The organism is Streptomyces sp. NPDC097595 (assembly GCF_044761525.1).
Taxonomy (GTDB): domain Bacteria; phylum Actinomycetota; class Actinomycetes; order Streptomycetales; family Streptomycetaceae; genus Streptomyces; species Streptomyces drozdowiczii_A.
Genome location: NZ_JBIWCN010000016.1, coordinates 110,174 through 135,865, shown reverse-complemented (window position 1 = coordinate 135,865; position 25,692 = coordinate 110,174). Strand labels below are relative to the sequence as shown.

The window sequence follows — 25,692 nt, the reverse complement described above, 5'->3', positions numbered from 1 at the left end:
GCCCGGTGAGCAGCCCGATCCGGTCCCGAAGGGAACATCACATGAAGATCGTCGACGCGAAGGTCGTCGTCACCAGCCCCGGTCGCAACTTCGTCACCCTCAAGCTGACGACCGACGAGGGAGTCACCGGCCTGGGGGACGCCACCCTCAACGGGCGGGAGCTCGCCGTCGTCAGCTACCTCAACGACCACGTGACCCCGCTGCTGACCGGCCGCGATCCGCATCGCGTCGAGGACACGTGGCAGTACCTCTACCGCGGCGCCTACTGGCGACGGGGGCCGGTGACGATGGCCGCGATCGCCGCTGTGGACACCGCCCTGTGGGACATCAAGGCCAAGGTGGCGGGCCTCCCGTTGTACCAACTCCTCGGCGGCGCGGCCCGGGACCGGGTGCGCACTTACGGCCACGCCCATGGCCGCGACCTGCCGGAGCTCCTCGATTCGGTCCGCGCCCGCCTGGCCCAGGGCTATCCGGCCGTGCGCATCCAGTCCGGTGTTCCGGGCCTCGAAGCCGTCTACGGCGTGCGGAACACGAGCAGCGACGGCGTCCAGGTCCTCCACCAGCAGGCGCGCCCGATGGTGGAGGACTGGGACACCGACGCCTACCTGCGGCACGTACCGACCGTGTTCGAGGCGGTCAGGGCGGAGTTCGGGCCCGAGCTGCCGCTCCTGCACGACGCCCACCACCGGCTCACTCCGATCCAGGCCGCCCGCCTCGCCAAGGACCTGGAGCCCTACCGGCCCTTCTGGCTGGAGGACTGCACGCCCGCGGAGAACCAGGAGGGTCTGAGGCTCGTACGCCGGCACTCGACGACCCCGCTGGCGATCGGCGAGGTCTTCAACACGGTGTACGACTACCAGACGCTGATCACCGAGCAGCTGATCGACTACGTGCGCAGCGCGGTCACCCACTTCGGCGGGGTCACCCCGCTGCGCAAGCTGTTCGACTTCGCCGCCCAGCACCAGATCAAGAGCGCGATCCACGGCCCCGAGGACATCTCACCGGTGGGCATGGCAGCTGCCATCCACCTGGGCCTGGCAGTGCACAACTTCGGAATCCAGGAGTACTCGGGCCATACCCCGCTCACCGCGGAGGTCTTCCCGCACGCCTACACCTTCATCGACGGCCATCTGCACCCCGGCCAGGAGTCCGGTCTCGGCGTGGAGCTGGACGAGGAACTGGCAGCGGCGCACCCGTACGAGGCGGCGTACCTGCCGGTCAACCGGCTCCAGGACGGCACCATCCACGACTGGTGAGCCGGCCGACGCGCCCCCGGTCCGGTAGCGCGCCGTGAGCCCCATCAGTCGTCCCAACCCTTTTGGAGAAGTCGTGAAGTGGAATCACCGGGGAGGTGCGGGTGCGCGGCGCATCTGCCTGACTGTCCCGACGAACCGGGAGTGCGCCGCCACGCTCACCGAGGTGCTCGCGGAGGCCGCTTACGCCGAGGAGCACTTCGATGTCGAGGTGCACCTCGTGGTGCTGGATTCATCCGCCGACTTCGCCGCACATGCGCGGGTGCTGCGTGGGGCGGAACGCGTCCGGCACCTGGACGAGGCGGCCCAGTGGGACTTCTTGCAGCGGGTCATCCGGTGTTCCGGTGTCGCCAGGCCCGGCCTCATCGCCGATCTCATGCTCCCCCGGGGCCTCTCGTACGGCGCCTGCACCAACCGCGCGTTCCTGGTCGCCGTCGCGCTGGGATGCGAGTCGGTGCACCGCCGTGACTCGGACAGCTGTTTCCAGACCCACGACGGCGACAAGGTGTTCCCGATCCACGCGGAACTCCTGGCGCTCGGCAAACCGGCCCACATGGCGGTGACCACCGAAGACCGGCTGGACCCCTCGCTGCGGGACGCCACGGTGGCCATGGTCGGCGCGTCCTTCGTGGGTGAGATGTCGGTGGACCTCGGCGAAATCCGCGACCACGAAGCCTACGGCGACCTCGTCGGCCTCTGGGCCGCCGACGACAGTTCGGAGCAGGAGAGGGAGGCCCTGGTCAGGGAGTCCTTCATGGGCTCGGAGCCGTACGCCGGCGACGGGTCCGTCCTCACGGTGGTCGACCCGATGCGGGTGGACATGCACAACATCAGCTTCCACGGCCTCCACGAGAGGATTCCGCTGCCTCCGGCCATGGACACCATCGGCAGCGACTACTTCCTGATCCACGTCGCCCACAAGGCCGGGCTGCCAGGCGTGCTCCACAATCGACACATCGTCAACTTCCATACGAAGGATAGGAAAACCGCCGTCGGCTTCCTCTCCTATCAGATGCGCTTCGTGAAATTCATTCTGTCCATGCACTACTTCCATTTCATCTACCGGCGCATGACGAACTCCGCTCCGGCTTCGATCGCCGCCCTCGTCCGTGAGAGCGCATGGCAGGACAGAGAGCCGAACGAAGCCGCACTGGACCGGATGGAACGCGCATACCGCAGGATCGGGGGCAAGTTCGCGGCGGTGGCGGACCGGATCGTGGAGCGCAGGGAGAGTCTGCTCACCGAAGCCCGCCGGGACATCGACGACTACGTCCAGCTCATCGAGGCATGGGGACCGCTGATAGACGCAAGCCGCGTGACGGATGTCCGTCATGGCTGAGCCCGCGCACCTACTGGCCGCTCTACAGGACAGCGACCGGGATCGGATCGTCTACGACCTGACCGGCATAGAGTCCCAGTACGACGCTTTACGCTCCGAACTCCCGGGAGTCTCGGTCCGGTTCGCGTTGAAGGCATGCCCGCTGCCCGACGTTCTCACCTGCCTGGCCGACCGGGGCGCCGGCTTCGATGCGGCCAGCCCCGGCGAGATCCGTCAGGCGCTGCGTACGGGAGTGGCGCCGCGCGACGTGCACTACGGCAACACGGTCAAGTCCGACACGGAGATCGCGACGGCCTTCCGGCTGGGTGTCACCACGTTCGCCACCGACTGCGTCGAGGACGTGCGTGCGATCGCCCAGCACGCCCCCGGTGCGCGAGTGTTCTGCCGCGTGGCCACCAGCGGCCACGGTGCGCTGTGGGGACTCACCAGCAAATGCGGTACCCACGACGCGGTCGACGTACTGGCGGAAGCACGCGGGCTCGGGCTCGTCCCGGCGGGGCTGTCCGTGCATGTCGGATCCCAGCAGATGACCGTGCACGGGTGGGAGGCGGCACTCGGCGAACTCGCGACCACCCTGTCGAAGCTCGCCACCCGAGGCATTCACCTCGACCACATCAACCTCGGTGGCGGGCTGCCCGCTCACGGCTACCTCAGCGCCGACGGCACGGCACTGAAACCACCCACCGCGGAGATATTCCGAGCCATCCGGTCCGGCATCGACCGGCTGCGGGAAGCGGCACGAAACGAACTCGACTTCCTCATCGAGCCCGGGCGGTACCTCGTCGCGGACCACGGCACGATCCGCGCCCACGTCGCGCGACTGACCATGCGTCACCAAAGGTGGCTCTTCCTGAGCTGCGGCCGGTTCAACGGGCTGTACGAGGGCGACCAACTCCGGTACCCGCTCGCCTTTCCCACGCGTAGTGGCAGCCCGCAGGTCCCTGCGATCGTCGCCGGACCGACCTGCGACAGCGACGACACACTCGGCGACACTTCGGTGCCGGTGCCGCGAGACCTCTCCTCGGGGGATCCCGTGTGGATCCGGTCCGCCGGCGCCTACGCGGTCAGCTACACCACACGCGGTTTCAACGGCTACGAACCACTGCCCCACGTGGCCGTGCGTGCGGAGCGACTGCGGCCGATCGAGGCCGGTGACTGGGACGCCATCGCGGAACTGGAGACACATGCGTACGCGGAACGCGGCCTGTCCGAGGACCGCGGCGTTCTCCGGTCCCGTGCCGCCGCGTCTCCGGCGACCTCGTTCGTCCTGGACACCGGGGAACGGGTCGGCGGATACCTCCTGGCGCTTCCGTATCCACGGTTCCGGTTCCCCGGTCCGGACGTCCAGGAGACCGAGGTCTTCAGCTCGTCGAACCTGCACCTGCATGACCTCGTCATCGGGGCCGAGTTCCGCAACCGTGGCTGGGCCACACGTATGCTGCGCCACCTGACGGACGCGGCCGGAGCGCTGCGGTTCGAGCGGATATCGCTGATCGCCGTGAGTGGTACGGCCGGATTCTGGTCCGGGCACGGATACCGTCCGCACCCGGATGTCGCCCTGCCGGCCGGCTACGGGCCGGACGCCCTCTACATGTCCCGCGCACTCATCGGTGAGGACTTCTGAACGACCACACACGCGCTCGCCCGTCCGGCATCGGACGGGCGAGCGCCTCCTGTTATCGGCCGGTGTTGAAGGTGAGGGCGGGCTTCGCGTTCCTGGCCAGGGTGTGCGCGAAGTCCGGCCACCAGGCACCGGCCGCCGGGTCCTCGCTTCCGTACTCCGGGTCAGCGGGGCCGGCGGTGCCGCGGTGGCAGGTGCCGTCCGATTCGCCGATGGTCTTCACGTACAAGTACGCGTCGGCCAGGGGCTGTCCGGTGTCGGCGGTGGGCCGTACGCCGATGCCGCGCCCGGGGGCGTTGCACCAGGGCTCGGCGTCGGTGTACTTGCCCGCCGGGGGGATCCAGGCGCCGAGGCCGTTGCGGCTGTTGTCCAGGACGTAGTGCGAGAGGTCCTTGAGCGGGGGCCGGCCCACCGTCCGGTCGAACCACGCGTCGGTCCACTTCCAGGTGGACGGGTCGTAGAAGTCCACCGCGTTGCCGGGCTGCCCGTCGTTGGGGGCGGACGGCGAGTAGTACTGACTGGCGCAGGTGTCCGTCTTCCCGCGTGCCTCCTGCGGGCCCTCGGTGGTGTACCAGACGCACTTGGAGACCCAGGTGGCGTATCGGTTGAGCTGGTCGGTGGGCTGGTAGTTGGAGACGTTCAGGGCGAAGCCCTGGGTATCGGACAGGCCGGCCTTGATCAGCCGGCCGGCGAGTTCGCCGACCGGCTGCCAGTTGCTGCTGCCGCCGTCGAGGTACACGGACGTCTTGGGCTTGGACTTCATGAGGCCGACCGCGGTACGGATGTTGGCGTACCGCGCCTCGGTCCGGGTGCCGTCCGCGTCGCCCTCGGGGCACTCCTTGGGCAGCAGGGCCAGCCCGTCCGGCTCGACGATGACCGCGGCGCGGCCGGTGCCGATGCCGTCGGCCACACCCTGGACCCAGGCGCGGTACTCCTCGGGGCTGTCCGCGCCGCCGGCCGAGTAGAAACTGCAGTCGCGGCCGGTGACGTTGTACAGGACGAACACCGGAACGGTGCCGGTGAACCTGGCCGCCCGCATCTTCTTCTCAACGACCTTCTTGATCTCGGTCGGTGAGCCGTAGTCGAGCCAGATCGCCTGCGGCCAGGAGGCCAACTTGGCCATCCGCACGGCGTCGTCGACCTTGCCGGCCTTGAGGTCGGCGACCGCCTGCTGAGCGGCCCCGGCATCGGGGTCGACGTAGAAGCGGGTGTTGCGGGGCAGCGTATGGTCGGCCGCCGCGGGGCCGGGCGAGGCAGCTGCCTCGCCACCGCCGCCCAGCGTGCCGGCGGCGAGCGCCGCGCAGGCAACCGAGACGAGCAACCGTCGCACTCTGCTCATGAGGTGAAGTCTCCTTTGTGCAAGCTGATTCGCCGGCTCGGACACGATTTTTGGGAGCGCTTCCAGATTTGGGTGAAGCCCAGCGCTTTCGTGGGCACATGCTGAGGCCAGCGTTACAGGCATGTCAATAGCCGTTCAGCGGCTCGTCGCCCCACCCCATCCGACCAGCCAAGATGAGAGACCGCGCATACGAGCGCGGGCACTTGGCGGCCCCGGCGGCGCATCGTCGACGGCCCTACGGCGTGAACGGAAGGTTTCCTTCGTGATTCACCGAGGCGCTCCGACCCCTTGTCGGTCCGCTACGGCGCTGCTACTTTTTGGAAGCGTTCCCAGTCCCTGGGATGCGTTCCCGGTTTCTCCCGTTCACGGCGCACCACCCATGCGCCCTCGGGCCTGTACCACACCGCGACTCTCGGTTCCCCCCACCGGTGGTGCACGGAAGATCGTGGTCGAGCGGTGCACGTCCCCGCACCAAAGGCGTCCTGTCCCCGCACGGTTGTGTCACCGGCGGACGCCGAACCTCTCCCGCCTGCCGCATTCGCGTCCCCCCAAGGAGGCAGTCATGCAATCCCGCACGGCTTCACGACGGTTCCGCAAGTACCGCTGGCTACTCGCGCCGGCCGCCGCCCTCGCACTGATCCTCAACCCGGTCTCCACCCCGGCGTACGCCGCCGGCGGCAGCTTCACCGACAACTTCGACTCCTACAACACCGGCCTCTGGAGCAAGTCCGACGGCTGGTCCAACGGCGGGATGTTCAACGCCGGCTGGCGCGCCGATCACACCTGGTTCAGCGGCGGTGTCATGGGGCAGAACCTCGACACCGCGAGCTGCCCCTCCGGCTGCTCGGGCAAGCCCTACGCGTCCGGTGAGTACCGCACCAACGACGTGTACTCGTACGGCCGTTTCGAGACCCGCCTCCAGGCGGTCAAGCGCGAAGGCACGGTGACCGGGTTCTTCACGTACACCGGCCCGAGCGACGGTCAGCCCTGGGACGAGATCGACGTCGAGATCCTCGGCAAGAACACCAACCAGATGCAGACCAACTACTTCACCAACGGCGTCGGCGGCCACGAGACCGTCATCAACCTCGGGTTCGACGCCTCCGCTGGGTACCACGACTACGCCATCGAGTGGTGGAACCAGGGAACCATCAACTGGTTCGTGGACGGCAAACTCGTCCACCAGGAGGACGGCTCGCGCGGCGCCCTCCCCACCCACCCGATGCGCATCATGACCAACCTGTGGCCCGGCACCGGGGTCGACAGCTGGCTCGGCCCGTTCAGCTACCCGGGCACGCCGCTGACCGCCCGCTACGACTGGATGAAGTACACCAAGTACTGATCCCACCGAAGTGACATCACCGCCGGGGAGCGACGGCTCCCCGGCGGTTCCCTTTTGCCCGCAGGGCGCGACTCCTTGAGGTCAATGGGCCTTGGGAGCGGGCATCGTGCCATGAGTGCCGTGGTCGTGCTCCTCGTAGCCCGGGATCGTGCCGTCCGGCTTCTTCACCAGGAACAGGCCGACCATGCCCATGTCGGAGTGGCTCTGGACGTGGCAGTGGTACATCCACGCCCCGGCGCCGACGCCCTCGCCGGCGATGATCTGGAAGCCGAAGGAGTCGGCGGGGCCGCAGATCTTGTTGTCGATGACCTGGCTGGGGTCGTCGGGGCCGGTGAGCATGCCGGTGCGGTTGTCCGCCCAGCGGTGTCCGTGCATGTGGAAGGTGTGGTAGTACTCGCCATGCGTGATCATGACGATCTCGACGCGGTCACCCACGGTCGCCTCGAAGTTCGGGCCTTGCGGCAGGTTGTTGATGAGCATGTCGTTGAAGACGATCGTGTGCGTGGCGTCCGGCAGGACGTCGCCCTTTCGGCGCACGACCACCGGCCCGTACAGACCCTTGCGGATGCCACCGGTGCCGTGTTCCGTGCCGACGACGTGGTCGTGGTAGTGCCAGTAGCCGGCGCTGCCCGCCCGCCACGTGCCGTCCGCGCGGCGGCCGGGGGTGTGGGTGCGCCAGGTGTACGTGCGGGTGGCGCCGGGCTCGACCTCGCTGTGGTTCATCCTGGTGCCGTCGCTGGAGATCTCGTAGTCGAGGCCGTGGACATGGAGGCTCGCGGTGACGTCCATGGTGTTCTCGAACTCGATGTGCAGCGTGTCGCCCTCGATCAGCTCGATCAGCGGGCCGGGGATGCTCGCCTTGCCCTTCTCCAGGCCGTAGCCCATCTGCCCGTCGGGCAGCTTCTCGGCGTACATCTTGAGGTGGCGCACCTGCCCGCCGGCCGGCGCCGTGCCGGCCGCGACGGCGGCGGTCGGTGCGGCACCGGCCAGCTCGGGACCGACCGACAACGATGTCGCGGCCACGGCGCCGCCCAGCAGCACACGTCGGTTGAAAGCGCGTCTGTCCATGCCGAACTCCCCGCAGAGGTATGGGCTCAGGGCCTGTGGGACGGTACCGGCTGCCCGTTCGTTTATCCACACTCAGGACAAAGTTCGGTCGATCCCGGTGATACCTCTTGGCGAACCGTGAAAAGAGGTCTAGCTTCCTCAGCGCTGTCGCTCCGACCGAGGAGGGTGGGGTCACCACATGCGGTTGACATCGCATCACATGCCCGTGCACCACAGAGGATCGAGCACCAAGGCCCGGCACAGACGGATCTGGACCGCGGCCCTGACCGCGGGCTTCGTCACCGCCGGCCTGCTGTCGGGTACGTCCGCCAGCGCGCGCCCGGCGCCGGAACCATCCCTGACAACGATGTCCATCAAGTCGCCACCCGGCGGCTCCGACGTGCGCGTCCTGGTTTTCTACGGCTCCGCCGCGGCCGGCGAAGAGTCGCCCGTCGTGAACGCCGGCATCGCGGCGATCGAGCACATCGGGCAGACCGGCCCGGCCGCGGAGCGGTTCACCACCGAGGCCACCGGCAACGCCTCGGTCTTCACCAACGCGCGGAAGCTGGGCAAGTACAACGCCATCGTCTTCCTGACCGGCGGCGGCGACATTCTGAACGCCGATCAGGAGTCGGGCCTGGAGGCATACATGGAGGCCGGCGGCGGCTTCGTCGGCCTCCATGACGCGGCTCGCGCCGAGCCGTACTCCGACTGGTTCACCGGCCTGGTCGGTGCCCGCCCCGCCGCCGGCGCCGCGCCCGCGGTGCAGCGGGCCACCGTGGAGGTCGGCGACCGGCGCAACCCGGCCACCAAGGACCTGCCGCTGGAGTGGAAGCGCCCCGACCAGTGGCTCAACTGGGCGAAGAACCCCTCCGGCGAGGTGCACACCGTCGCCCGCGTCCGCGAGTCGACGTACAAGCCGGGCACCGGCGCCAACGGCACCGACCACCCGGTCAGCTGGTGCCGTGACTACGACGGCGGCCGGTCCTTCTACACCGCCATGGGCGGCACGGCCTCTTCCTACGACGAGACCGACTTCCGCACCCATCTGCGCGGCGCCCTGATGTGGACCACGCGCCTCGCGCAGGCCGATTGCACAGCCACCATCACCGCCAACTACCAGGCGGAGCGGCTCACCCAGCCCAACCAGCCGGGGCAGAACGACCAGATCGGCGAGCCGCACGGCCTCGTCACCGCACCCGACGGCCGGGTCTTCTACATCGGCCGCGGCGGCGCCGACGCCTCCCAGCCGGTGATCACCGACTGGAACGACCCGGACGTCGGCAAGGGCAAGGGCCAGATCCACGTCTACGACCCGAAGAACAAGAAGGTCACCCTGGCCGGCGAGCTGACCGTCTTCGGCAACAAGGGCGGCGGCGAGGAGCTGACCAAGGTCGAGGAGGGCCTGCTCGGCATCGAGCTGGACCCGCGCTTCACCGAGAACGGCTGGGTGTACCTGCACTACACACCGCACGCGCAGATCAACCGCGACACGCACATGGCCGAGCGACGGGTCTCGCGGTTCACCTACAACAACACCACCGGCAAGCTGGACATGGCCAGTGAGAAGGTGCTGTTGAAGTGGCCGGTGCAGATCCACAGCTGCTGCCACGCGGGCGGCGGGCTGGCCTGGGACTCCAAGGGCAACCTGTACATCGCCACCGGTGACAACAACTCCAGCGGCTTCAGCGACGGTTACTCGGGCAACAACCCGCAGCCCAACTTCAAGGGCGTCTCCTTCGCCGACGCGCGCCGCACCGCCGGCAACACGAACAACCTCAACGGCAAGATCCTGCGCATCCACCCGGAACAGGACGGCACCTACACCCTCCCCGAGGGCAACCTGTTCACCGGCAAGGAGACCGCCGAGGGAGGCGGCAAGACACGCGGCGAGATCTACGTGATGGGCGTGCGCAACCCGGCCCGCATCTCGGTCGACAAGGCCACCGACACCCTCTACGCCGGCTGGGTCGGCCCGGACGCCGGTGCCCCGTCGACGACCTGGGGCCCGGCCAAGTACGACACCTTCGCCGTGATCACCAAGGCGAGCAACCGCGGCTGGCCGTACTGCATGGGCAACAAGCAGCCCTACCGTGACCGCAATCTGCCCGACCCGACCAAGCCGCTGGGCTGGTACGACTGCGACCACCCGAAGAACGAGTCGCCGAACAACGACGGGCTGGTCAACCTGCCTCCGGTCACCGGCAACAACATCTGGTACTCCCCGCAGGGCGGCGGCCCCGACTACCCGCGCGACGCGAACGGCGTTCCGTCGTACAAGGAGTCGGAGGCGACCTACCGGCTGCCGTGGCTCAAGGGCGGCGGCCAGGCCGCGATGGACGGCCCGGTCTACCGCTACGACGCCGCGAACAGCAGCGCGGTGAAGTGGCCCGAGTACTGGGACGGCAAGTGGTTCGTCGGCGACTTCTACGACGCCGACCAGCCGCGCAACGCGGTGCTGATGGACCCGAAGACGCAAGGCGACGGCGGGATCCCGGTGCACTCGGAGTCACTGAAGAAGATCGTGCCGGTCGGCAACGACGGCATCAAGAACCTGATGGACTGGAAGTTCGGCCCGGACGGCGCGCTGTACGTCCTCGACTACGGGCGCGGCTTCTTCACCTCGGACGCCAAGTCGGCGCTGTGGAAGGTCACCTACAAGGGCGGGGGGCCGACCCCGGCCGCCGGCCTGCTGGCAAGGGGGACGCAGTGACAGGCAAACGAAGAGTGTGGGCCGCCCTGCTGGCGGGCCTGCTGCTGGTACTCGGACTGCAGACGACCACGTCGGCGGCCGGAACACGTGAGGACCGGACCCCACAGGCCGCCGCCGCACAGGTGCTCACCTGGACGGCCGGCGACGACATCACCAAATACGCCAGCTTCCCGGAGACAGCGGTCGCCGGAGCGGCGACGATCGTCTTCGAGAACAGCGAGGCCACCGGCAACACCACCGGAATGCCGCACACGCTGACCTTCAGTACCAGCGACCCGGAGTACAACACCGACGTCCAGCTGAACATCCTGGCCAACCCCGGTGACGACCAGGGCGGCAAGCACACCGCCGAGGTCACCCTCTCCCCCGGCCGCTACTTCTACCACTGCACGATCCCGGGCCACAGCTCCATGACGGGCGTGCTGACGGTGACGGAGGGCGGCGGCGGTGACGACACCACCGCGCCGGAGACCTCGGCGAAGGTGACCGGCACCCAGAACGCCGAGGGCCAGTACGTCGGTTCGGCGACCGTCACGGTCACCGCCACCGACGACGGCTCCGGCGTGGACCGGATCGAGTACGCGGTGGGCGCCGACGGCGCCTGGCAGCCGTACACGGCACCGGTCGTGGTGGACCAGGTCGGCGAACAGACGGTGCGCTACCGGGCGTTCGACAAGGCCGGCAACGCCGCCGCCGAGAAGAACGAGACCTTCACGGTGGCCGCCCCGCCGACCGACGACACGACCGCGCCGGAGACCTCGGCGACGGTCAGCGGGGAGAAGGACGGGAGCGGCGACTACATCGACATGGCGACGGTGACCGTCACCGCCTCCGACACCGGTTCCGGCGTCAACACCATCGAGTACGCGGTCGGTTCGGGCGGCGCCTGGCAGCCGTACAACGGGCCGGTGATGGTGCATCAGGTCGGCGAGCAGACCGTGCGCTACCGGGCCACCGACAAGGCGGGCAACGCCGCCGCCGAGAAGAACGTGCGGTTCACCGTCGTGGCCGCCCCGCCGCAGGACACCACGCCGCCGGTGACCGGCGCCACCGTCAAGGGCACGAAGAACTCCGCCGGGGCCTACGTCGGCCACGCGGAGGTCGGCGTGAGCGCGACCGACGAGGGCGGTTCCGGCGTGGCCGGGGTGGAGTACTCCCTGGACGCGGGGCCGTATCTGGCCTACACCGCGCCCGTGGTGGTGGACCGGGCCGGGCGGCACACCGTCGCCTACCGGGCGACGGACAAGGCGGGCAACACCTCGGCGCCGCTGAGCGTCAGCTTCTCCGTGGTCTCCGGCGGCGGGGTACCGGCGCCGGGCTGCCCGGAGTACGACGAGCGGCTCACCGTGATCGTCGGCACGGTCGACACCGGTGTGCCGAACCGGGTGACCAACAGCCGTTGCCGGATCAACGAGTTGATCGAGGACGAGAAGGAGTGGACGTCCCAGGCGCTCTTCGTCAAGCACGTGGGCGAGGTCACGGCCGCACTGAAGGCCGAGGGCGTCGTCGACCAGCGCGAGGTGAAGGCGATCAAGCAGGCCGCCCGCGAGTCCGGCATCGGCACGCCGGGCCAGACGGACGGCTACCGCACGATCCTCGGCGAGGACCCGGCCACCTTCGCCAAGTGGGAGCAGGTGGGCGGCGGTTCGTTCACGCGTAACGCCGACGGCTCGATCACCAGCGGGACCACCAAGGACGGCCTGGGCATGCTCTGGTTCCCCGAGCGCACGTACGGCGACTTCTCGCTCAAGCTCCAGTGGCGGGACGACGCCCCGGGCACGGCCAACGCCAACGGCGGCATCTTCGTGCGCTTCCCCCAGATCCACGACCACCCCGAGGAACCGCGCCCGGAGTGGGCGGCGATCAAGTACGGGCACGAGATCCAGGCGTTCGACAGCCCGAGCGGCGACATGTACAAGTCGGGGTCGGTCTACGGCTTCGACCGGGTCGGCCTCGCCGGCGCCCAGGTCACCCAGAAGGGTACCTGGAACGACTACGAGATCCGGGTGGTGGACCAGCACTTCTCGGTCTTCCGCAACGGCGTGCTGATCAACGAGTTCGACAACATCGGCGGCCAGGACTTCTACCCGGCACGCGGGGACGACCCCGGCACCGACGGCCGGCGCTGGGCGGCCGGCTACATCGGACTGCAGGTGCACAGCACGACGGACGTCATCTCCTACCGGGACGTCCGGGTCAAGGACCTGTAGGGCCGTAACCAAGGGCTCCGAGCCGGGTCAGGACTCCTCCTGACCCGGCTCGGCTGCGCCCGGCGGGATCCTCTGCTCAGGACGCCCGCTCAGCGGGCTCCAGAATCGCCACGCACTCCACATGATGCGTCATCGGGAACAGATCGAACGCCCGCAGTGTCCGCACCCGGTACCCCCCGTCCCGGAAGTACCCCAGGTCCCGGGCCAGCGCCGCCGGGTCGCAGGCCACGTACGCGATGCGGCGGGCGCCCAGGGCGACCAGTTGCTTCACCGTGGCGCGGCCGGCGCCCGCGCGGGGCGGGTCCAGGACGATGAGGTCGCATTCGGTGATGCCCGTGCGGGGCAGGACCTGGTCGACCTTGCCGTGTTCGATGCGGACGCGGTCCAGGTCCGCCAGGTTGTGGCGGGCGTCCTCGACCGCGCGCTTGCCGGACTCGATGCCCAGGACCGCGCCCTTCTCGCCGATGCGCTGGCCGATGGCGCCGGCGAAGAGGCCGACACCGCAGTAGAGGTCGAGGGCCGTGTCGTTCTTCCGGGGCAGCAGGCCCTGCATGACCGCGCGGACCAGGGTGTTCGCGGCCTGCGGGTGGACCTGCCAGAAGCCGCCGGAGCCGACGCGGTACGTGCGGTCGTCGGCGCGCTCGCGGACGAAGCCGCGGCCGTGGACCCGGTGCACGCCGCCGTCGCGCTCGTCCACGCGGAGGACGGAGACCGGCTTGTCCAGCTCGACCAGGGGCAGCCGGCCGCCCGGGCGGGGCGTCAGGATGACCTGGCGGTCGTGGGAGCCGGTGGCGGCGATGGCCTCCACCGTGGCCATCTGGGGCCAGTCCTGCTGCTCGACGCCCAGCTCGGAGACCCCGGGCGCGGCGATCATGCAGTGGTCGATGATCTCGATGTCGTGCGAGCGGTGCTTGCGCAGGCCGACGCGGCCGTCCTCGTCGATCGCGTACTGGACCCGGGTCCGCCAGGCCGGCACCTCGCCCGCCGGGAGCTTGTCGCCCTCGGCCGGCATGACCGTGCCGTCCCAGCCGGCCTCCTCCGGGGTGAGGCCCGCGAGGCGCTGGAGCTGTTCGGCGATGACCTCGCCCTTGAGGCGGCGCTGGGCGCCCGGCTTGGCGTGCTGCCAGTCGCAGCCGCCGCACTTGCCGGGGCCGGCGAACGGGCAGGGGGCCGGCACCCGGTCCTTGGACGCCTCGATGATCTCCACCGCGTCCGCCCGCAGGAAGCGCGAGTCCTCGGCGCCGTCGGTGATCCGCGCGACGACCTTCTCGCCCGGCAGGGTGTGGCGTACGAACAGCACCCGGCCCTCGTCGGTGCGTGCGATGCAGTGGCCGCCGTGCGCGACCGGGCCGACCTCGACCTCGTACTCCCGCCCGACCAGCGACTCCGGCTGCGTCTCCCCGGTCTGCGGCGACGTGGATTCGTTCTGCATGAGGGGTGGGCTCCAGGGAGGGAAGGGAAACGGCCGGCGGCCGGACAACAACCTACGAGTCTACGTGGGTGTCGCCCGGCCGCCGACCACGCGCGGCGGTCGCCGCCTCAGCCCTTGGGCGTCGGCTCCTTCTGCTTGCGCTCCACCGGTCCCCGGCGCACCGAGCCCGGAGCACTCCAGTCGGCCCGCCTGCGGGCGCGCTTCTTCGCCGCCTCGGAGGACTCCAGCTGGTACGGGACCGAGGTGACCATCACACCGGGTGTGAAGAGCAGCCGGCCCTTGAGCCTCAGGGCGCTCTGGTTGTGCAGCAGGTGCTCGTACCAGTGCCCGACGACGTACTCCGGGATGTAGACGCTCACGACGTCGCGCGGGCTCTCGCGGCGCAGGCCCTTGACGTACTCGATGACCGGGCGCGTCACCTCGCGGTACGGGGAGTCGAGGATCTTCAGCGGTACGTTGATGCCGCGCCGCTCCCAGTCCTCCCTGAGGGCCTTGGTCTCGGCCGGGTCCACGCTGATCGACAGGGCCTCCAGGTGGTCCGTGCGGATCAGTTTGGCGTAGGCGAGGGCGCGCAGAGTGGGGCGGTGGAGCTTGGAGACCAGGACGATCGAGTGGACCCGGGAGGGGCGGATCGACTCGTCCGGGGCGGTCTCGTCGGCGGAGATCTCCTCGGCGACCCGGTCGTAGTGCTTGCGGATCGCGGTCATCGTGCCGAAGAAGATGACCATGCCGAGGAGCGCCACCCAGGCCCCGTGGGTGAACTTCGTGGCGAGGACGACGACGAGCACCAGGCCCGTGAAGAAGGCGCCGAAGGTGTTGATCGCCCGGGAGCGGATCATGTGGCGGCGCTTGGCCTGGTCCTTCTCGACGGCCAGATGGCGGTTCCAGTGCCGGACCATGCCGGTCTGGCTGAGCGTGAAGGAGACGAACACGCCGACGATGTACAGCTGGATGAGCCGGGTCGAGTCGGCCCCGTAGATCACGACCAGCAGGATCGCGGCTCCGGCCAGCAGCACGATGCCGTTGGAGAAGGCGAGCCGGTCGCCGCGGGTGTGCAGCTGGCGGGGCAGATAGCGGTCCTGGGCCAGGATCGAGCCGAGCAGCGGGAAGCCGTTGTACGCGGTGTTCGCGGCCAGGAAGAGGACGAGGGCGGTGGCGGCGGCGAGGATCACGAAGAAGAACGTGCCGTCGCCGAAGACCGCGGCCGCGACCTGCGAGATGACCGGGTCCTGGGTGAAGCCCGCGCCGACCGGGCGGCCGTTGCTGATCAGGTCCTTCGCCGGGTTCTCCGCCATCTTGACGTCGGTGGCCATGGCGAGGCCGATGATGCCGCAGAACATGGTGACGGCGAGCAGGCCCATCATCGCGAGGGTGGTCGCGGCGTTCTTGCTCTTCGGCTTGCGGAACGCGGGCACGCCGTTACTGATCGCCTCGACACCGGTGAGCGCCGCACAACCGGAGGAGAAGGCGCGCAGCAGCAGGAAGACGAGCGCGAAACCGGCGAGCCCCTGGTGCTCGGGCTTGATCGTGTACGCGGAGGTCGGGGCGTGCATGGTGTCGCCGAGGACGAGCCCGCGGAAGGCGCCCCAGATGATCATGATGAAGACGCCGGCCACGAAGAGGTACGTGGGGATGGCGAAGAGCTTCCCGGACTCCTTGACGCCGCGCAGGTTCATCAGGGTCAGCACGACGATGGCGGCGACCGCGCACGCCGTCTTGTGCTCGACCACGAAGGGGATCGCGGAGCCCAGGTTCTCCACGCCGGAGGCGATCGACACGGCCACGGTCAGCACGTAGTCGACCAGCAGCGCGCTGGCGACGGTGAGCCCGGCCTTGGGGCCGAGGTTGGTGGTGGCGACCTCGTAGTCGCCGCCGCCGCTCGGGTAGGCGTGGACGTTCTGCCGGTAGGAGGCGACGACCGTGAACATCAGGACCACGACCGCGACGGCGATCCAGGGACTGAAGTGGTACGCCGACACACCCGCGATGGACAGCACGAGGAGGACTTCTCCGGGTGCGTACGCCACCGAGGACAGCGGGTCGGATGCGAAGACGGGAAGCGCGATGCGCTTGGGGAGGAGCGTCTCCCCCAGCTTGTCGCTGCGCAGGGCCCGTCCGATCAGGATCCGTTTGGGCACGTCGGTCAGTTTGGACACGCAGAGGATCGTAAGGGTTCCGTATGGGGCCCGCCCCCGCTGCACCGGCGTGGCCCGCCAATCTCCTGCACTCGGCCGGAAACGCCACGGAATCCTTAACGCAATCCTTGCGCCACGCCGCCGGAAGGCGCCCCGGGCACGTCGTCTTTGCCACACGCGCGCCGCGATGCGCACACTCGGATGAGGCGACGCGACCCGCGCCGCATAAGCTCGTCACCGGGCGACGGGACACACCGTTGCCCCGTTGTTTGCCCGGCCAGCCGAGGAAAGAGTGTGAGCAGGGTGTTTTCGCAGGTCAGCCGGACGACCAGGACTGCGAGGTAGGCGCAAGGTGCACATCGTCATCATGGGCTGCGGGCGAGTGGGAGCCGCTCTCGCGCAGACCCTGGAGCAGCAGGGGCACACGGTCGCCGTCATCGACCAGGACCCCACGGCGTTCCGGCGCCTCGGCTCCGGGTTCGGCGGCCGTCGCGTCACCGGGGTCGGGTTCGACCAGGACACGCTGCGCGAATCGGGGATCGAGGAGGCCGGCGCGTTCGCGGCGGTGAGCTCCGGCGACAACTCCAACATCATCGCGGCCCGGGTGGCGCGCGAGATGTTCGGCATCGAGAACGTCGCGGCCCGGATCTACGACCCCCGGCGCGCCGAGGTGTACCAGCGGCTGGGCATCCCGACGGTCGCGACGGTGCGCTGGACGGCGGACCAGATGCTGCGCCGGCTGCTGCCGTCGGGCGCGGAGCCGCTCTGGCGCGACCCGAGCGGCGGGGTGCAGCTCGCGGAGGTGCACACCACGCCGTCCTGGATCGGCCACAAGATCAGCACGCTCCAGGAGGAGACGGGCGTGCGCGTCGCGTTCCTCACCCGGTTGGGCGAAGCGATTCTGCCGTCGTCGCAGACGGTGCTCCAGGAGGGCGACCTCGTCCACGTGATGATGCGTACGGACGAGATCGCGAAGGTCGAGGCGGCCTTCGCCGAGGGCCCCGAGGAGGGCGGTCACTGATGCGTGTCGCGATTGCCGGGGCCGGTGCGGTGGGGCGTTCCATCGCGGGCGAGCTGCTGGAGAACGGGCACGAGGTGCTGCTCGTGGACAAGGCGCCGACCGCCATCTCGGTGGAGCGGGTGCCGATGGCCGAGTGGCTTCTCGCGGACGCCTGTGAGATCACGTCGCTGGACGAGGCGGCGCTCCAGCGCTGCAACGTCGTGATCGCGGCGACGGGCGACGACAAGGTGAACCTCGTGGTCTCGCTGCTGGCCAAGACGGAGTACGGCGTGCCGAGGGTCGTCGCCCGGGTGAACAACCCGAAGAACGAGTGGCTGTTCAACGAGTCGTGGGGCGTCGATGTGGCGGTGTCCACGCCGCGTCTGATGTCGGCGCTGGTCGAGGAGGCGGTGAGCGTCGGCGATCTGGTCCGGCTGCTGCGCTTCAGCCACGGCGACGCGAACCTGGTGGAGCTGACCCTGCCGCCGGAGTCGGCGCTGGCGGGGACGCAGGTCGGGGAGGTCGCCTGGCCGGAGGACACCTCACTGGTGACGATCATCCGGGGTCAGCGGGTGCTGACCCCGAGCCCGGAGGAGAGCCTGGAGGCCGGTGACGAGCTGCTGTTCGTGGCCGCGCAGGCGCGCGAGGAGCAGCTGGAGGACCTGCTGTCGGTCCGCCGGGGCGACTCGGAGGCGTAAGACGTACGAGAGGGGGCCCCGTCACCGGCTGGTGACGGGGCCCCCTCTCGTACGTCTCAGAACTCCTGGCCCCTGGCCGCTTCGGCGGCGGCCGCCTTGCGGGCCTTCTCGGCCTCCTCCTCCGCCTCCATCTCGGCGAAGACGTCGATCGGCGGGGGCGCCTTGGCGAGGAAGACCCAGGTCAGATAGACCGCCAGCAGGAACGGCGGGATCTTCAGCGCGACCAGCACCCAGCCGAACTGGGTGGTGTCGGCCCACCAGTACAGCGGGAAGAGGATCGCGCACTTGGCGAGCAGGATCAGCCCCCAGGCGTAGCTGGCCTTGGTGTACGCCTTCTTGCGGCCGGGGTTACGGGTGCGCCAGGAGAGGTTCTCCTTGAAGACCGGGCCCAGGATCAGGCCGATCAGCGGCAGGCCGGCGACCGCGGTGACCAGGTAGGCCAGGGCGAGGCCCAGCGTGTAGAGCATGCCCGGGAGGTAGAAGTCCTTGGCGTTGCCCGTCATCTTGGCGAAGACCACGCCGAAGGCCACACCGAAGACGCCGCTGAAGGCGTGCTTGACGGTGTCCTTGCGGATCAGCCGGACGACCACGAGCGCCAGCGACACCGCCAGGGCCGCGATGGCCGAGTAGGTGAGGTTCTTGTTGATGGTGAAGATCGTGACGAAGAGCAGCCCGGGCAGGACCGTCTCCACCATGCCCCTCACGCCGCCGAAGGCTTCGAAGAGCGCGGCCTCGGTGACCGCCCTGCTGTCGGCCTCCTGCTGGTCGGTGGTGCGGTCCGTGTCGGACGTCGGCTTGTCGAGAGACGTCACCGGCTACTCCTTGCCGAGCGGTCGGAGTTCGTATGTGGGGTTGAACAGCACCCGGCGGCCGTGGCTCATGGCGATCCGGCCGGAGACGATGAGCTTGCGGCCCGGTTCTATGCCCTGGATGGAGCGGCGGCCGAGCCAGACCACGTCGAGCGGTGCGGTGCCGTCGAAGAGCTCCGCCTCCAGGGCGGGCACTCCGGCGCGCGGCCGCAGGGTGACCGTCCGCAAGGTACCAGTGACCTTCACGATCTGGCGGTCGGTGCATTCGGAGATCCGGGTGCACCCCGATGCCTGCGCGTCCTCCTCCAGCTCCTCGCACTCCAGGTCCTCCTGGGAGCTGGAAAGCCGGTCGAGCATGCGCCGGAAGCGACCGGAAGGCCGGTCGCCCTTGTGGGGCTTCTCGGATCGAGGAACAGCGCTCATACCCGAAGGGTACCGGTCCCGCGAGGTCATGGCGGGTGGCCGCCGTCTCACCCGTACGGAGGACACGCGCGCGCCCGTCCGCCGGTTTCAGGCGCGCTCGAAGCGGTAACCCATGCCGGGTTCGGTGACGAAGTGGCGGGGGTGGGAGGGGTCCGCCTCCAGCTTCCGCCTGAGCTGGGCCATGTAGACGCGCAGGTAGTTGGTCTCGGTGCCGTACGAGGGCCCCCAGACCTCCTGGAGCAGCTGGCGCTGGCTGACGAGCCGGCCGCCGTTGCGGACCAGGACCTCCAGGAGGTGCCACTCGGTGGGGGTGAGCCGTACGTCGCGGCCGTCGCGGTGGACCTTCTTCGCGGCGAGGTCGACGGTGAAGCCCTCGGTCTCCACGATGACGACCTGGTCGCCCCCGTCCTGGCCGACCGGCTCGGCCCGGCGCACCGCGGCCCGCAGCCGGGCCAGCAGCTCGTCCATGCCGAAGGGCTTGGTCACGTAGTCGTCGGCCCCCGCGTCCAGCGCCTCGACCTTCTCGTCGGAGGTGTGGCGGGCCGAGAGGACCAGGATCGGGACCCGGGTCCAGCCGCGCAGGCCCCGGATCACGTCGACGCCGTCCATGTCGGGCAGCCCGAGGTCGAGCACGACGACGTCCGGGTGGCGGGTGGCGGCGAGCTGGAGGGCGGTGGCCCCGTCGGGCGCGGCGTCCACCTCGTACTTGCGCGCCTTCAGGTTGATCACGAGGGCGCGTACGATCTGCGGCTCGTCGTCGACCACAAGCACCCGGGTCATCGGGGTCCTGCCTTTCTGCTGGGCGTACGTCGGTGCGTGGAGGTCCGGGCGGTCCGGGCGGTTCACGAGGTGATCCGCGCGGGAAGGCCGGGGGCGGCGGGGGCGTGGCCGGGGGCCGCCTTGAGGGTCAGCACCATGGTGAGGCCGCCGCCGGGGGTGTCCTCGGCGTCCAGCGTGCCGCCCATGGACTCGGCGAAGCCCCGGGCCACCGCGAGGCCGAGGCCGACCCCGGCGCCGCGCGGGGCGTCCCCGTACCGCTGGAAGGGCTCGAAGATGCGCTCCTTGCCCTCGTCCGGGACGCCCCGGCCGCGGTCGGTCACCCGGAGTTCGACGCGGGCCCCGAGCGCGCTGGCCGCCACGGTGACGCGGTCGCCGTCGGGGCTGTACTTCACGGCGTTCTCCACGATGTTGGCGACGGCCCGCTCCAGGAGCCCGGGGTCGACGGCGACCATGGGCAGCGTCTCGGGTATGTCCAGGTCGACGCTGTCCTCGGGGACGCCGCCCAGCGCCATGGGGACCACCTCGTCCAGGTCGATCTCGCGGATGAGCGGGGTGACGGTGCCGGTCTGGAGGCGGGACATGTCCAGGAGGTTGCCGACGAGGTGGTCGAGGCGGTCGGCGCCGGCCTCGATGCCCTCCAGGAGCTCCGCCTCGTCGTCCTCGGACCAGGCGACGTCGTCCGAGCGCAGGGAGGAGACGGCGGCCTTGATCGCGGCGAGCGGGGTGCGCAGGTCGTGGCTGACGGCAGCCAGGAGCGCGGTCCTGATGCGGTTGCCCTCGGCGAGTCTGCGGGCCTCCTCGGCCTCGTCCACCAGGCGCTGGCGGTCCAGGACGACGGCGGCCTGGGCGGCGAACGCGCCGAGCACCCGGCGGTCCTCGGCGGGCAGCACCCGGCCGGTGAGGGCCAGGGCCATGTGGTCCCCGACGGGCATGTCCACGTCGGCGTCCTCGGGCCGGGCGGCCGGGGCCGGGCCGACGCTTCCGGCGCAGGTCCAGGGGTCGACGTCGCTGCGGCGTTCCAGCAGGGCGACGGACCCCATGCCGAAGGTCTCCCGGACCCGGTCCAGGAGCGCGGCGAGCGTGGTCTCGCCGCGCAGCACGCTGCCGGCCAGGAACGACAGGATCTCGGACTCCGCGCGCAACCGGGCGGCCTGGTGGGTGCGGCGGGCCGCGAGGTCCACCACGGAGGCCACCGCGACGGCCACCGCGAAGAAGATCACGATGGCGACGAAGTTCTCCGGGTCCTGGACGGTGAGCGTGTGGGTGGGCGGGGTGAACCAGTAGTTCAGGAGCAGGGAGCCGGCGGCGGCCGCGGCGAGGGCGGGCAGCAGTCCGCCGATCAGGGCGGCGGCGACGGTCATGAAGAGGAAGAGCAGGACGTCGTTGGCGAGCCCGGGGCCGGATTCCAGGGCCTTGAGGAGCACCGCGAGGAGGACCGGGCCGCCGACGCCGACCGCCCAGCCCCAGATGATGCGGGCCCGGCCGAGGCGGGCGCCCCGGGCGATGGGCAGGCCGCGGCCCTTGGCGACCTCGTCGTGGGTGACGATGTGGACGTCGAGGTCGGTGCCGGACTCGCGGGCGACGGTGGCGCCGACGCCGGGTCCGTAGATGTACTGCCAGGTCTTGCGGCGGCTGGAGCCCAGGACGATCTGGGTGGCGTTGACGCCCCGGGCGAACTCCAGGAGCGCCGAGGGTATGTCGTCGCCGATGACGTGGTGGAAGGTGCCGCCCAGGTCCTCCACGAGGGTGCGCTGGACGGCCAGCTCCTTGGGCGAGGCCGAGGTCAGCCCGTCACTGCGGGCGATGTAGACGGCCAGGATCTCGCTGCCGGAGCCCTTGGCGGCCATCCGGGCGGCGCGGCGGATGAGGGTGCGGCCCTCGGGGCCCCCGGTGAGGCCGACGACGATGCGTTCGCGGGCCTGCCAGGTGGTGCGGATGTTGTGCTCGCCCCGGTACTGCTGGAGGTATTCGTCGACCCGGTCGGCGACCCAGAGGAGGGCCAGCTCGCGCAGGGCGGTGAGGTTGCCGGGGCGGAAGTAGTTGGAGAGGGAGGCGTCGATCCGGTCGGGCTTGTAGATGTTGCCGTGGGCCATGCGGCGGCGCAGGGCCTGGGGCGACATGTCGACCAGTTCGAGCTGGTCGGCGCGGCGGACGACCTCGTCGGGCACGGTCTCGCGCTGGCGGACGCCGGTTATCGACTCGACCACGTCGCCGAGGGATTCCAGGTGCTGGATGTTGACGGTCGAGACGACGTCGATGCCGGCCTGGAGCAGTTCCTCGACGTCCTGCCAGCGCTTGGCGTTGCGGGAGCCGGGCACATTGGTGTGGGCCAGCTCGTCCACCAGGGCGACGGCCGGGGCGCGCTCCAGGACGGCGTCGATGTCCATCTCCGTGAACACGGCCGAACGGTGCTCGATCTCGCGGCGCGGGACGACTTCGAGGCCGTGCAGCAGGGTCTCGGTGCGCGGGCGGTCGTGGTGCTCCACGAAGCCGACGACGCAGTCGGTGCCGCGTTCGACGCGCCGGTGCGCCTCGGCGAGCATCGCGTACGTCTTGCCGACGCCGGGTGCCGCACCGAGGTAGATCCGAAGTTTGCCGCGCGCCATGGCCCCATTGTCTTCCGGAACAGGCGGCTGCCGCCGCGGCAGCCATGGTTCGAAAGTACCTGGCGAATTTCCGGCATATCGGACGGGGGGTGGGGAAGCGTCGGGATTTGACGTAACCCTGATACCACTTCCCCGGCTGCTGGTCAGTGCTCGATGATGTGGCCGTCGCCGAGTTCGAGGACCCGGTCGGCGAGGCCGAGGAGCTGGGCGTCGTGGGTGGCGACCAGCGCGGTGACGCCCTCGCTGTGCACGACGGCGCGCAGCAGCTCCATCACCGCGAGGCCGGTCTCGGCGTCGAGCTGTCCGGTCGGCTCGTCGGCGATCAGCAGGGCGGGCCGGTTGGCGAGCGCCCGGGCGATGGCCACGCGCTGCTGCTGGCCGCCGGAGAGCTCTCCGGGGCGCTGGGCGGCGTGGTCGGCGAGGCCGACGAGGGAGAGCAGCAGCGACACCCGCTCCTCGCGCTCCCTGGGGTCGGCCTTGCGCAGCCGCAGGGGCACGCCCACGTTCTCGGCGGCGGTGAGGATCGGGATCAGCCCGAACGACTGGAAGATGAAGCCGATCCGGTCCCGGCGCAGCTCCAGCAGCCCGTTCTCGCCGAGCGAGGAGAGATCGGTGCCGTCGACGGTGATCCGGCCGCCGTCCGGGGCGTCGAGGCCGCCGACGAGGTTGAGCAGGGTCGTCTTGCCGGAGCCGGAGCGCCCCTTGAGGGCGACGAGCTCGCCGCGCGGCACCTCGAAGGAGACGCCGCGCAGCGCGTGCACCGCTCCCGGGCCGGAGCCGTAGGAGCGGTGCAGGTCCTCGACGCGGACCATGGGGCCGTCGGCGACCGCCGTGCCGGCTCCCCCGCCGGTGCTGGTGTCGGCGGTGTTCTCGGTCATGGCGCTCCCCCGTGGGTCCTCGGTCCTGTCGGCCGCCAGTATGTGCAGGCGACACGGGACCGGGCAATGCCGGGGTGCGCCCCGGTCACCGGCCGTACGCGCCGGCGCAGGCGAAAGCCGGTGGGCCGCACCCCCGGGAAAGGGGTGCGGCCCACCGGCCGGTGTCCGCGGGTGCCGGTCAGCGCACCTCGGTGATCTCGGGACCGCGCTGGAGGCCCGCCATGCCACCGGAGAACTTCGAGCCCTCCTGCTCCTCCTGCTGCACGCCCTCGGGGACCATCTGGGCGTCGTTGGGGAGCTTGAGGACGATCGGGTCGCGCGGGGCCATCGGGCCCTCGCCGCGGACGACCACGGTGTCCCGGAAGACCGACTCCAGGAGCCCGGCGGCCTCCGGCTGCACGGCGCCCTGGCCGGAGATCACACCGCGCAGGAACCAGCGCGGGCCGTCGACGCCGACGAAGCGCACCAGCTGCACGCCGTTCGCCCCGTCGGGCAGCTGTACGGGGACCTGAGCGCGCAGCTCCCAGCCCAGCGGGCCCTCGACCTCGTCGATGATGCCGCCCTGCTGGGTGATGCCCGAGGCGATCTCCTCGCGGACCTCGCCCCAGATGCCCTCCTTCTTGGGGGCGGCGAAAGCCTGGAGCTGGATCGCGCTGTCGCGCATCACGACGGTGGCGGCGACGATCGCGTCGCCGGCGACCTCCACGCGCAGCTCCATGCCCTCGACGCCGGGCACGAAGATGCCGCCCAGGTCGACCCGGCCGTCGCCGGGCTGGGACACCTCGCTGATGTCCCACGGACCGTCCGGGCGCGGCGCCGGCGGAAGGTTCGTCCGGCTGGACTCGCCCTCGGCGTCATCCTGCTCGTCGACGACCTGCTCGGCCTCGCGCGCCTCGGCCGCCGTGTCATCGGCGGCACCACTGTTCTTGCGACGTCCGAACACGTCACTGTCCTTCCCGGTCGGATTCGACCGAAGCGTAGCCGTTCCCGCCCTGGGGAACCCCGCCCCGGACGCCATCAACATCAACGGCGGCATGGCCGCCGGTGGACCCGAAGCCCCCTTCGGCCCGCGCCGAGCCGGGAAGCTCCGACACCTCGTGGAAGCGCACCTTCTCGACCTGCTGCACGACCAGTTGGGCAATCCGGTCGAACCGCTCGAACCGCACGGACTCGCGCGGGTCGAGATTGATGACGATCACTTTGATCTCTCCACGGTACCCGGCATCGACCGTCCCCGGGGCATTCACCAGGGCGACTCCGCAGCGGGCGGCGAGACCGGATCGTGGGTGCACGAACGCGGCGTACCCGTCGGGCAGGGCGATCGAAACCCCGGTGGGCAGTACGGCCCGCTCCCCCGGCGCCAGCACGGCGGCCTCGGTCGTCACCAGGTCCGCGCCCGCGTCGCCGGGGTGCCCGTAGGACGGAAGCGGAACATCCGGGTCGACCCGGCGGATCAGGACGTCGACGGGGTGGCGCGTCACGGGTTCACCTCGAAGGCGCGGGCGCGCCGGACCTGGTCGGGATCGGCCATGGCGGCCTGGATCTCGGCCGGCCGGCCGTTTTCGATGAAGTGGTCGACCTTGACCTCGATGAAGAGGGCGTCGGCCCGCACCGCGACCGGCCCGTCCGGGCCGCCGATCCGGCCGGTCGCGCGGGAGTAGATCTTCCGCCCGTGCACGGCGGTGACCTCGGCGTCGAGGAACAGCACGGTGTCGACGGGGACGGGCCGCACGAAGTCGGTCTCCAGCCGTCCGGTGACCGCGATGACCCGCAGCAACCAGTTCAGCGAGCCGAGCGTCTCGTCCAGCGCCGTGGCGAGCACCCCGCCGTGCGCCAGGCCCGGGGCACCCTGGTGGGCCGCTTTCACGGTGAACTCGGCGGTCACCCGGACGCCCTCGCCGGCCCGCGCCTGGAGGTGCAGTCCGTGGGGCTGTCCGGAGCCGCAGCCGAAGCAGTGCTCGTAGTGCGCGCCGAGGAGCTCGCCGGGGGCCGGGGCTTCGGGGTGCCGGACCGGTTTCACCGCGTCGGCCGGGGGCGTCAGAGCCGCAGATGTTCCACTCACAGGCG

The 25,692-nt window shown here is 70.3% G+C and carries 20 protein-coding genes; 8 read left to right on the top strand and 12 right to left on the bottom strand.

The annotated features are described in order from the left end of the window. Positions 1–41: 41 nt before the first annotated feature. From manD to ACIQZN_RS24095, 3 genes are all read left to right on the top strand, one after another. Positions 42–1,256, top strand: a complete 1,215-nt coding sequence (gene manD / locus ACIQZN_RS24105; RefSeq protein ID WP_403997449.1) for a D-mannonate dehydratase ManD — start codon at positions 42–44, stop codon at positions 1,254–1,256. Between the two features lie 73 nt (positions 1,257–1,329). Continuing rightward, the gene (locus tag ACIQZN_RS24100; RefSeq protein ID WP_403997446.1) at positions 1,330–2,592 is read left to right on the top strand and encodes a DUF6271 family protein; all 1,263 of its coding nucleotides are present in this window, start codon (positions 1,330–1,332) and stop codon (positions 2,590–2,592) included. Beyond that, on the top strand, positions 2,576–4,216 hold the full coding sequence (locus ACIQZN_RS24095) for a GNAT family N-acetyltransferase (RefSeq protein WP_403997443.1): 1,641 nt from the start codon (positions 2,576–2,578) through the stop codon (positions 4,214–4,216). Before ACIQZN_RS24100 ends, ACIQZN_RS24095 begins: the two co-directional genes overlap by 17 nt. A gap of 52 nt (positions 4,217–4,268) precedes the next feature. Here ACIQZN_RS24095 and ACIQZN_RS24090 read toward each other — a convergent pair whose 3' ends face one another. Further along, entirely contained in the window at positions 4,269–5,552 is a 1,284-nt protein-coding gene (locus ACIQZN_RS24090; protein ID WP_403997440.1) for a glycoside hydrolase family 6 protein, read from the bottom strand. A gap of 562 nt (positions 5,553–6,114) precedes the next feature. Here ACIQZN_RS24090 and ACIQZN_RS24085 point away from each other — a divergent pair. Further along, a complete protein-coding gene (locus ACIQZN_RS24085) occupies positions 6,115–6,894 on the top strand; it encodes a glycoside hydrolase family 16 protein (RefSeq protein ID WP_403997437.1) in 780 nt (259 codons plus the stop codon). An 81-nt stretch (positions 6,895–6,975) separates the two neighbouring features. On the opposite strand, the gene ACIQZN_RS24080 is transcribed toward ACIQZN_RS24085, so the two are convergent. After that, a complete protein-coding gene (locus ACIQZN_RS24080) occupies positions 6,976–7,962 on the bottom strand; it encodes a multicopper oxidase domain-containing protein (protein WP_403997434.1) in 987 nt (328 codons plus the stop codon). Between the two features lie 199 nt (positions 7,963–8,161). Here ACIQZN_RS24080 and ACIQZN_RS24075 point away from each other — a divergent pair, with 199 nt between their 5' ends. Then, positions 8,162–10,654, top strand: coding sequence for a ThuA domain-containing protein (locus tag ACIQZN_RS24075; protein WP_403997431.1), 2,493 nt, complete (start codon positions 8,162–8,164; stop codon positions 10,652–10,654). Between the two features lie 14 nt (positions 10,655–10,668). Beyond that, complete coding sequence (locus ACIQZN_RS24070; RefSeq protein ID WP_403997615.1) at positions 10,669–12,864, top strand: OmpL47-type beta-barrel domain-containing protein; 2,196 nt, start codon at positions 10,669–10,671, stop codon at positions 12,862–12,864. Between the two features lie 76 nt (positions 12,865–12,940). Here the strand turns inward: ACIQZN_RS24070 and ACIQZN_RS24065 are convergent, their stop codons facing one another. Next, on the bottom strand, positions 12,941–14,296 hold the full coding sequence (locus ACIQZN_RS24065; RefSeq protein ID WP_403997428.1) for a class I SAM-dependent RNA methyltransferase: 1,356 nt from the start codon (positions 14,294–14,296) through the stop codon (positions 12,941–12,943). A 107-nt stretch (positions 14,297–14,403) separates the two neighbouring features. Next, positions 14,404–16,452 (bottom strand): APC family permease, encoded by a 2,049-nt coding sequence (locus ACIQZN_RS24060; protein ID WP_403997425.1) that lies wholly within the window; start codon positions 16,450–16,452, stop codon positions 14,404–14,406. A 331-nt stretch (positions 16,453–16,783) separates the two neighbouring features. Here ACIQZN_RS24060 and ACIQZN_RS24055 point away from each other — a divergent pair, with 331 nt between their 5' ends. Beyond that, on the top strand, positions 16,784–17,452 hold the full coding sequence (locus ACIQZN_RS24055) for a TrkA family potassium uptake protein (protein ID WP_018105404.1): 669 nt from the start codon (positions 16,784–16,786) through the stop codon (positions 17,450–17,452). Then, entirely contained in the window at positions 17,452–18,129 is a 678-nt protein-coding gene (locus ACIQZN_RS24050) for a TrkA family potassium uptake protein (RefSeq protein ID WP_018105403.1), read from the top strand. The genes ACIQZN_RS24055 and ACIQZN_RS24050 overlap by 1 nt, the downstream gene beginning before the upstream one ends. A 56-nt stretch (positions 18,130–18,185) precedes the next feature. Here ACIQZN_RS24050 and ACIQZN_RS24045 read toward each other — a convergent pair whose 3' ends face one another. The 8 genes from ACIQZN_RS24045 to ACIQZN_RS24010 form a co-directional block, all read right to left on the bottom strand. Beyond that, a complete protein-coding gene (locus tag ACIQZN_RS24045; RefSeq protein WP_365684464.1) occupies positions 18,186–18,941 on the bottom strand; it encodes a DUF3159 domain-containing protein in 756 nt (251 codons plus the stop codon). A 3-nt stretch (positions 18,942–18,944) separates the two neighbouring features. Then, positions 18,945–19,361: an OB-fold nucleic acid binding domain-containing protein gene (locus tag ACIQZN_RS24040; protein WP_403997420.1), complete on the bottom strand. Its 417-nt coding sequence runs from the start codon at positions 19,359–19,361 to the stop codon at positions 18,945–18,947. 87 nt (positions 19,362–19,448) lie between these two features. Next, the gene (locus ACIQZN_RS24035) at positions 19,449–20,141 is read right to left on the bottom strand and encodes a response regulator (protein WP_073967462.1); all 693 of its coding nucleotides are present in this window, start codon (positions 20,139–20,141) and stop codon (positions 19,449–19,451) included. A gap of 62 nt (positions 20,142–20,203) precedes the next feature. Then, the gene (locus tag ACIQZN_RS24030) at positions 20,204–22,747 is read right to left on the bottom strand and encodes an ATP-binding protein (protein ID WP_403997417.1); all 2,544 of its coding nucleotides are present in this window, start codon (positions 22,745–22,747) and stop codon (positions 20,204–20,206) included. 143 nt (positions 22,748–22,890) lie between these two features. Further along, positions 22,891–23,625 carry an ABC transporter ATP-binding protein gene (locus ACIQZN_RS24025; protein WP_403997414.1) on the bottom strand — a complete coding sequence of 245 codons (735 nt, stop codon included), beginning with the start codon at positions 23,623–23,625 and terminating at the stop codon, positions 22,891–22,893. A 178-nt stretch (positions 23,626–23,803) separates the two neighbouring features. After that, a complete protein-coding gene (locus ACIQZN_RS24020) occupies positions 23,804–24,568 on the bottom strand; it encodes a DUF3710 domain-containing protein (protein ID WP_403997411.1) in 765 nt (254 codons plus the stop codon). A gap of 1 nt (position 24,569) precedes the next feature. After that, positions 24,570–25,106 (bottom strand): dUTP diphosphatase, encoded by a 537-nt coding sequence (gene dut / locus ACIQZN_RS24015; RefSeq protein WP_403997408.1) that lies wholly within the window; start codon positions 25,104–25,106, stop codon positions 24,570–24,572. Continuing rightward, the gene (locus tag ACIQZN_RS24010) at positions 25,103–25,687 is read right to left on the bottom strand and encodes a PaaI family thioesterase (RefSeq protein ID WP_026171827.1); all 585 of its coding nucleotides are present in this window, start codon (positions 25,685–25,687) and stop codon (positions 25,103–25,105) included. Before ACIQZN_RS24010 ends, dut begins: the two co-directional genes overlap by 4 nt. Positions 25,688–25,692: the final 5 nt, after the last annotated feature.